The sequence below is a fragment of the Pseudomonas sp. DW-iso17 genome, from assembly GCF_058725345.1.
Map to the genome: position 1 here is coordinate 1 of NZ_JBZXEA010000038.1, position 8,182 is coordinate 8,182.

Genomic DNA, 8,182 nt, shown 5'->3' on the forward strand with positions numbered 1-8,182 from the left:
GCGGGCAGATCACGAAGCCTTTGGCGCCGTTGGCGGCCAGGCTGTCGATGGCCGAGAGGGTTTTCTCGCCGTCCGGCACCGCGATCTTGATGAGTTTGAAGCCTTTGTCCTGGGCGGCTTTTTCCGCAAACGCCCACTCCGTCTGGAACCACGGCTCTTCGGCCTGCTTGACCAGAAAACCGATTTTCACTTCTTCAGCGGCCAGCAACAGGCCGCTCAAGCTCATGGCCGAGACCGCCACAGCGGCGCAGCACAGGGAACGCAAACCACGACGACGATTCATAGGGGTGACTCCTTGTTGTTGTTTTTTTCAATGTTCGTTTTGTGTACGGGTACTGTTGTGGCGAGGGAGCTTGCTCCCGCTGGGGTGCGCAGCGCCCCCCCCAAAAAAAGCCGGCTCCAGCTGCGCTGTCGAACGGGAGCAAGCTCCCTCGCCACAACAGCGCGTTTGGTTTATCCGGCGAAGCGGTGACAGGGCTTGCCTGGCACGTCGACCTCAATGGCCAATACCGCACCATCAAGGGGGTGATCCAAGGGACTCGCCGCGCTGGTGATGTACAGCGTGGTGAGCTCGGGCCCACCGAACACGCAACTGGTGGGACGGCTGACCGGCAGTTCGATTATGCGATCCACCTCACCTGAAGGCGTCAGACGCAGCAGGCAACTGCCGTCCCAGCGCGCATTCCAGATGTAGCCGTCGGCGTCCATGGCCGAGCCATCCGGCCCGCCGCGTGTGTGCGGCCCGAACCAGGCCTGGGCGGCACCGAGTTGACCGTCAGCCTGGATCGAATGCTGATAGAGCGTGCCGTCCATGCTGTCGCCGAAATGCACCTGGCTGCCCTCCTCGTTCCAGAGCAGGGTGTTGGGAATGCCCAGGCCCGCCAGCAACGGCGTGACCCGCGCATCGGCATCGATGCGAAACAGGCCACCGGAGCGCCGGGTAATCGGCAGGTCTTCGCCCTGCTCGCCGATGTTGTTCTGCATGGTGCCCAACCACAGCCGGCCCTGGGCATCGCAGCGTGCTTCATTGCCGCGGTTGCCCGTTTGCGGGTCGGCTACGCACAGCAGGGTCAAGGCTTCGGTGGCCAGGTCCAGGCGATATACGCCGCTGCTCAAGGTCACCAGCGCATCACCGCTTTGACAGGGGATGAACGCCGAGACGTGCTCAGGCAATTGCCACACCTGCAACTGCCCACCCATCAGACGCAGCGCCTGGCGGGCGGCGATATCCACCCAATACAGGGCCTGGGTCGGTACATCCCAGAACGGCCCTTCGCCCAACCGGGCACGGTGCGGGGTGACTGCGCTCAACGACATGAAGCCTCCTGATCAGTTACAGCGATTCGCGCGATGGCGTGCCATTTACCAGGCGCTGAATACGCAAGGGGTTGGCGTTTTTCAACGCGTCGGGCAGCAGGCTATCAGGGTAGTTCTGGAAGCACACCGGGCGCAGGAAACGGTCGATGGCCAGCGTGCCGACCGAGGTGCCACGGGCGTCGGAAGTCGCCGGGTACGGCCCGCCGTGAACCATGGAATCGCACACCTCCACGCCAGTGGGGTAACCGTTGAGCAGGATGCGCCCGACTTTCTGTTCCAGCAGCGGCGTGAGTTCGGCGAACTGGTGCAGGTCGGTCGGTTCGCCGATGAGCGTGGCGGTCAACTGCCCGTGCAGCCCCTGCAGGGCGGCGCTGAGTTGGGCCTGGTCGGCCACTTCGACGAACACCGTGGTGGGGCCGAACACTTCCTCTTGCAGCACTTCGTCGCCGTCAATCAACAGACGTACATCCGCCTTGAACAGCTGCGGTTGCGCCTGGTTGCCCGATTGCGCGCTGCCCGCCAGATGCTGGATGCCCGGGTGAGAGCGGAGTTTTTCCAGGCCCTTGCCGTAGCTGCCCAGGGTGCCGGCATTCAGCATGGTTTGCGCCGGTTGCTCGCCAATCAATTGCGCGACCTGCTGAGTGAACGCGGTGAACGCAGGCGAAGCGATACCGATCACCAGACCTGGGTTGGTGCAGAACTGGCCGCAGCCTTGCACCACCGAGGCGGTCAGGTCGCGGGCGATGCTCTCGGCGCGGGCGTGCAGCGCCTGGGGCAGCACGATCACCGGGTTGATGCTCGACATTTCGGCAAACACCGGGATCGGTTGCGGGCGCGCCGCGGCCATGTCGCACAGGGCGCGGCCGCCTTTGAGTGAGCCGGTAAAGCCAACCGCCTGGATCGCCGGGTGCTTGACCAGCGCCTCACCGACGCCGCCGCCAAAAATCATGTTGAACACGCCGGCCGGCATCTCGGTGGCCTCGGCGGCACGAATGATCGCATCGGCCACGCGCTCGGCGGTCGCCATGTGGCCGCTGTGGGCCTTGAACACCACCGGGCAACCGGCGGCCAATGCAGCCGCCGTGTCACCGCCGGCGGTGGAGAATGCCAGGGGGAAGTTACTGGCACCAAAGACCGCCACCGGACCGAGGCCGATGCGGTATTGGCGCAGGTCTGGGCGCGGCAACGGCTGGCGCTCTGGCAGGGCCTTGTCGATACGCGCGCCGTAGAAGTCACCGCGGCGCAGCACGGTGGCGAACAAACGCATCTGGCCGCTGGTGCGCCCGCGTTCGCCTTTGATGCGTGCGGCCGGCAATGCGGTTTCGCGGCAGACCAGTTCGACGAAGTCATCGCCCAAGGCGTCCAGCTCATCGGCCACCGCATCCAGAAACTGCGCACGTCGTGCGGCGCTCAAGGCGCGATAGGCCGGGTACGCCTGGGCCGCGGCCTGGGCGGCGGCGTCCACTTCCTGGGCGGTGGCCTGGTAGAAATCCTGGGGCAAGGCTTCGCCGGTGGTGGCGTCGATGCTTTGCAGCTTAGTGCTACCGTTGGCGCTGCGCTGGCCGCCGATGTAGTTGTGGCCGAGGAACGGGGTCATGTTGATCTCCTTAAAGGGGGGTGACTTGGCCGGGTTCAAATGCCGCATCGCTGCTGCCGATACCGTTGATCAACGGCGCGCCGAATTCAGCCTGGCTGATCTCGAACACATCGCCCGGCTGGGTACGTATACCGTCGGCGAATGACAAGGTGGCGGTGCCGAAGAAGTGAATGTGCACATCACCCGGCTTGAGGAACTGGCTGTATTTGAAGTGGTGGTATTCGAGGTTTTCCAGGCTGTGGCACATATTGGCCTCGCCACTGAGGAATTCGTTCTGCCAGATGACCTCGCCGTTGCGCAGGATGCGGCTGGTGCCCGCCAGATGCTCGGGCAGTTCGCCCACGCGCAGCTCCGGGCCGTAACTGCAACTGCGCAGCTTGGAATGGGCCAGGTACAGGTAATTCTTGCGCTCCATCACATGGTCGGAGAACTCGTTGCCCACCGCAAAACCCAGGCGATAGGGCTTACGGTCATGCCCGATCACATAGAGGCCACCGATTTCTGGTTCTTCGCCGGCATCTTCGGCAAACGGCGGCACCGGGAAGGCCTGGCCCGGGCGCACGACGATGCTGCCATCGCCTTTGTAAAACCACTCCGGTTGCACACCGGCCTGGCCGGCGCCTGGTTTGCCGCCCTCCACGCCCCATTTGAAGATGCGCATGGTGTCGGTCATCGCGCTGTCGTCGCCGGCCTGCTGGTGCATCTTGTCGCGGGCCGAGGCACTGCCCAGGTGGGTGAGGCCGGTGCCGCTGATCAGCATGTGGGCCGGGTCGGGGTGGTCCAGCGGAGGCAGGATTTTGTGGTCCGCCAACAAAGCGGTGTAGTCATGGCTGGCGCCCAGGCCGAGGGCTTGCATCTGTTGCTGCAACTTGCCGCCGGCTTCGATGGCGGCCAGCGCCAGTTCACGCACGCTGTGGGCGCCGCGCACTTCGCGTACCTGGTTGCCTTCTACCACGCCGACGCGGCGCTCACCGTTGCTCAACTCGAACTGAACTAAACGCATGCAGGTTCTCCTGGATTTAAGTGCGTGTGGCGCCACGGGCGCTGGCGGCGAATTGGTCGACGGGCAGCACGTGCTTGCGTTCCAACAAGCGGTAGACCACGAGGGTCAGCAGCAACCCGAACACCATCACACCGGATAAGAAATACAAGCCTGAGGCCAGGTTGCCGGTGTACTCCTTGAGCGCACCGATCACGAACGGGCCGATATAGCCGCCGAGGTTGCCCACCGAGTTGATCAAGGCAATACCGGCCGCCGCACTGGCGCCGGCAAAGAAGCGCCCCGGCAGGGTCCAGAACACGGCGGTGCAGGAAAACATTGCAAACGCCGCCAGGCACAGCGCGGCCATTTGCAGCACTGGCACCGTGAGCCAGGCGCTGCAGAACAGGCCGATGGCGCCCAGCACATAGAGCACGGCGAGATGGCCGTAACGGTCGTTCAAACGGTCGGAACTGCGCGGGATGATCAACAGGCCGATGATGCCGAAGATATAGGGCACGGCGGAGATGAAGCCGGTGGTAAGGTCGCTGCCGCCAAACTGCTTGATCAGGGTCGGCAGCCACAGGCCGAGGCCGTAGATGCTCAGGGTCACCGGCAGGTAGAACAGCGCCAGCAACAACACGCGCTTGTCCTTGAGCGCATGCAAGGGGTTGCCATGGCGTGTCTGGCCGTAGGCTTGCAAGTCTTTGTGCAGCTCGCCGGTGAGCCAGGCTTTTTCTTCCTCGCTCATCCAGTTGACCTTCTGGGGGCCGTCCGGCAGGTAACGCAGCACCGGCCAGGTCAGCAGGATCGCCGGGGTACCGATCACGATAAACAGCCACTGCCAGCCATGCAGGCCGAGAATGCCGTCCATGCCGAGCAGACCGCCGGACACTGGACCTGTGATCATCATTGCAATCGGTTGGGAGAGGATGAACAGCCCGAGGATCTTGCCGCGATGGCGCACCGGGAACCATTGGGTGATGTAGTACAGCACGCCGGGGAAGAACCCCGCCTCCGCCGCGCCCAGCAGAAAACGCATCACATAGAAGCTGTGCGGCCCTTGCACGAACGCCATGCCGATGGTGATGGCGCCCCAGGTGATCATGATGCGCGCAAACCAGCGCCGCGCGCCGAAGCGGTCGAGCATCAGGTTGCTGGGAATCTCGAACAGGAAATAGCCAATGAAGAACAACCCGGCACCGAGGCCATAGGCGGCGTCGCCGATGCCCACGTCAGCGCCCATGTGCAGCTTGGCGAACCCTACGGCGGAACGGTCCACGTAGGCGATCAGGTACAGCAGGATCAGGAAGGGAATCAGTTTCAGCGTGATGCGCCGAATAAGCCGCAGTTCCTGGCTCATGGGGTCGATCTCCGATTGTTGTTTTTATAGAAGCTCGGGGGACGCCTCTGACGAAATCCGCCAGGGCCATACCTCAGTTAAGACCGACTATATAGTATGACTATTTGCAAAACAACACTTCCAAAGCGGCGATTTTGCGCTTATGTTTAAGCACGCATAGAACATATAGTCATACAATAAGAGAATCGATCATGCCTGACAAAAAGCCCGGCCTACGCTCTGCCCAGTGGTTCGGTACTGCCGACAAGAACGGCTTCATGTACCGCAGCTGGATGAAGAACCAAGGCATTGCCGACCATCAGTTCCATGGCAAGCCGATCATCGGCATCTGCAACACCTGGTCGGAGCTGACGCCGTGCAACGCGCACTTCCGTCAGATAGCCGAACACGTCAAGCGTGGCGTGATCGAGGCCGGAGGCTTCCCGGTGGAGTTCCCGGTGTTTTCCAATGGCGAATCCAACCTGCGCCCTACCGCCATGCTCACGCGCAACCTGGCGAGCATGGATGTGGAAGAAGCGATTCGCGGTAATCCGATTGATGGCGTGGTACTGCTCACCGGCTGCGACAAGACCACCCCAGCGCTGCTGATGGGCGCCGCCAGTTGTGATGTGCCGGCCATCGTGGTCACTGGCGGGCCGATGCTCAATGGCAAACACAAGGGCCAGGACATCGGCTCGGGCACAGTGGTGTGGCAGCTCAGCGAACAGGTCAAGGCCGGCACCATCACCCTGGATGATTTCCTCGCGGCCGAGGGCGGCATGTCGCGCTCGGCGGGCACCTGCAACACCATGGGCACGGCCTCGACCATGGCCTGCATGGCCGAGGCGCTGGGCACGTCCCTGCCCCACAACGCGGCGATTCCGGCGGTGGATGCGCGGCGATATGTGCTGGCGCATATGTCCGGTATGCGTGCGGTCGAGATGGTGCGCGAAGACTTGAAGCTGTCGAAGATCCTCACTAAAGAAGCGTTTGAAAACGCGATTCGCGTAAACGCAGCCATCGGCGGTTCGACCAACGCGGTGATCCACCTGAAAGCCATCGCCGGGCGCATCGGCGTGGAGTTGGACCTGGATGACTGGACCCGCATCGGGCGCGGTATGCCGACCATCGTCGACCTGCAACCCTCGGGGCGCTTCTTGATGGAAGAGTTCTACTACGCCGGCGGCCTGCCCGCGGTGCTGCGTCGCCTGGGTGAGGCCAACCTGATCCCCCACCCGAACGCTTTGACGGTCAATGGCAAGTCCCTGGGCGAGAACACCCAGGATTCGCCGATCTACGGCCAGGACGAAGTGATCCGCACCCTGGACAACCCGATCCGCGCCGACGGCGGCATCTGCGTGCTGCGTGGCAACCTCGCGCCCCTGGGTGCGGTGCTCAAGCCTTCGGCAGCGAGCCCCGAACTGATGCAGCACCGTGGCCGCGCCGTGGTGTTCGAGAACTTCGACATGTACAAGGCACGCATCAACGACCCGGAGCTGGACGTGGATGCCAACTCGATCCTGGTCATGAAAAACTGCGGCCCCAAGGGTTACCCCGGCATGGCCGAAGTCGGCAACATGGGCTTGCCGGCCAAGCTGCTGGCCCAGGGTGTGACGGACATGGTGCGCATTTCCGATGCGCGCATGAGCGGCACCGCCTACGGCACCGTGGTGTTGCACGTGGCCCCGGAAGCCGCTGCCGGCGGGCCATTGGCGACAGTGAAGGAAGGTGACTGGATCGAACTCGATTGCGCCAATGGCCGCCTGCACCTGGACATTCCAGACGCCGAGCTGGCAGCGCGCATGGCCGACCTGCCCCCAGCGCAAAACCTCATCGTCGGCGGCTATCGCCAGCTGTACATCGACCATGTGCTGCAGGCCGACCAAGGCTGCGACTTTGACTTCCTGGTGGGCTGTCGCGGGGCAGAAGTCCCACGGCATTCCCACTAATTGGGATGCTATGATGCGGCGAATCTAAGCCAGAGCCTCCCCGTCGTTATGGATCACCAGCCGCCCAAGCCGCGCAAGAGCCAGCATGCCCAGATCGTTCAGGACCTGGGCATGCACATCGTTTCCGGTCGTTTCAAGCCTGAAGAACGCTTGCCCATGGAAGCTACGCTGTGCGAGGAATACCAGGTCAGCCGCTCGGTATTGCGCGAAGCCACGCGGGTGCTCAGCGCCAAGGGCCTGGTGTATTCCAAGCCACGGGTGGGCGCGGTGGTGCGGCCACGCTTGAAATGGCACCTGCTCGACCCGGACGTGCTGTCCTGGTTGATGCAGTCCACGCCCCACAGCGAGTTCTTCAACACCCTGGCCGGGGTGCGCCGCATCCTCGAACCGGAAATCGCCGCGATGGCCGCGACCACCGCCACCGATGAAGACATCGCCACTATCGAACACGCCTACCAAGGCATGGAAACCGCCAAGACCCACGAGGAGCTGTTGCAGGCCGACCTGGACTTCCACCGTGCGATTGCCGACGCCACCCGCAACGACCTGCTCGCCTATATGTGCAACATGCTCTCGCTGCCGTTGCGCGAGTCGATCAACATCACCAACCGCCGTCCGGATATCCAGGGCCTGAGTCTGCCTCGGCACAAAGCGATCCTCACGGCGATCCAGAACCGCGATGCCCTGGGTGCGCGGCATGCGTCGCTGGTGCAACTGGATGACACGCGGGTCGCGCTGGACACGGTGATGAATGTGTTGACGCCGTTGTAACCCCGCGTCATTCCTGACTGTTAACTTTCGCCCAGCTCACGATGCGAAGCGAGCCGCTCGTGCTCTTGCTCTGCTTTTGATCTTGATCTTAGGCGCCCCCCCAAATCACTGGCGGATTACGGGCACACCGAGCCTAGGCGAGGTGCCGAGTGGTGGGGCAAGAGCCCTTTTGGTGGGCCTGTCCCGTGACAACGGACGCCAAGAAGCGATACTTAAATCGTTCTCTT

Annotated in this window: 6 protein-coding genes and 1 pseudogene; 2 read left to right on the top strand and 5 right to left on the bottom strand. The window is 63.1% G+C overall.

What is annotated here, in order from left to right; translation table 11 throughout:
* The 5 genes and pseudogenes from AC4PS6_RS20835 to AC4PS6_RS20855 form a co-directional block, all read right to left on the bottom strand.
* A pseudogene (locus AC4PS6_RS20835) lies at positions 1–283 on the bottom strand (arabinose ABC transporter substrate-binding protein); the annotation flags it as partial.
* Between the two features lie 170 nt (positions 284–453).
* On the bottom strand, positions 454–1,317 hold the full coding sequence (locus tag AC4PS6_RS20840; protein ID WP_038449806.1) for an SMP-30/gluconolactonase/LRE family protein: 864 nt from the start codon (positions 1,315–1,317) through the stop codon (positions 454–456).
* 16 nt (positions 1,318–1,333) lie between these two features.
* Positions 1,334–2,914, bottom strand: a complete 1,581-nt coding sequence (locus AC4PS6_RS20845; protein WP_020302091.1) for an aldehyde dehydrogenase (NADP(+)) — start codon at positions 2,912–2,914, stop codon at positions 1,334–1,336.
* Between the two features lie 10 nt (positions 2,915–2,924).
* Entirely contained in the window at positions 2,925–3,917 is a 993-nt protein-coding gene (araD1, locus tag AC4PS6_RS20850) for an AraD1 family protein (protein WP_492180971.1), read from the bottom strand.
* A gap of 16 nt (positions 3,918–3,933) precedes the next feature.
* Entirely contained in the window at positions 3,934–5,256 is a 1,323-nt protein-coding gene (locus AC4PS6_RS20855; RefSeq protein ID WP_003190554.1) for an MFS transporter, read from the bottom strand.
* Positions 5,257–5,447: 191 nt separating this feature from the next.
* Here AC4PS6_RS20855 and AC4PS6_RS20860 point away from each other — a divergent pair, with 191 nt between their 5' ends.
* Positions 5,448–7,184 (top strand): IlvD/Edd family dehydratase, encoded by a 1,737-nt coding sequence (locus AC4PS6_RS20860; protein WP_019817288.1) that lies wholly within the window; start codon positions 5,448–5,450, stop codon positions 7,182–7,184.
* A 48-nt stretch (positions 7,185–7,232) separates the two neighbouring features.
* Positions 7,233–7,955: a FadR/GntR family transcriptional regulator gene (locus AC4PS6_RS20865; protein ID WP_003190551.1), complete on the top strand. Its 723-nt coding sequence runs from the start codon at positions 7,233–7,235 to the stop codon at positions 7,953–7,955.
* Positions 7,956–8,182 lie beyond the last annotated feature (227 nt).

Excerpts from the sequence above, each read along its gene's own strand:
- AC4PS6_RS20840 (WP_038449806.1), bottom strand. The coding sequence starts at position 1,317 with ATGTCGTTGAGCGCAGTCACCCCGCACCGTGCCCGGTTGGGCGAAGGG.
- AC4PS6_RS20845 (WP_020302091.1), bottom strand. The coding sequence starts at position 2,914 with ATGACCCCGTTCCTCGGCCACAACTACATCGGCGGCCAGCGCAGCGCC.
- araD1 (WP_492180971.1), bottom strand. The coding sequence starts at position 3,917 with ATGCGTTTAGTTCAGTTCGAGTTGAGCAACGGTGAGCGCCGCGTCGGC.
- AC4PS6_RS20855 (WP_003190554.1), bottom strand. The coding sequence starts at position 5,256 with ATGAGCCAGGAACTGCGGCTTATTCGGCGCATCACGCTGAAACTGATT.
- AC4PS6_RS20860 (WP_019817288.1), top strand. The coding sequence starts at position 5,448 with ATGCCTGACAAAAAGCCCGGCCTACGCTCTGCCCAGTGGTTCGGTACT.
- AC4PS6_RS20865 (WP_003190551.1), top strand. The coding sequence starts at position 7,233 with ATGGATCACCAGCCGCCCAAGCCGCGCAAGAGCCAGCATGCCCAGATC.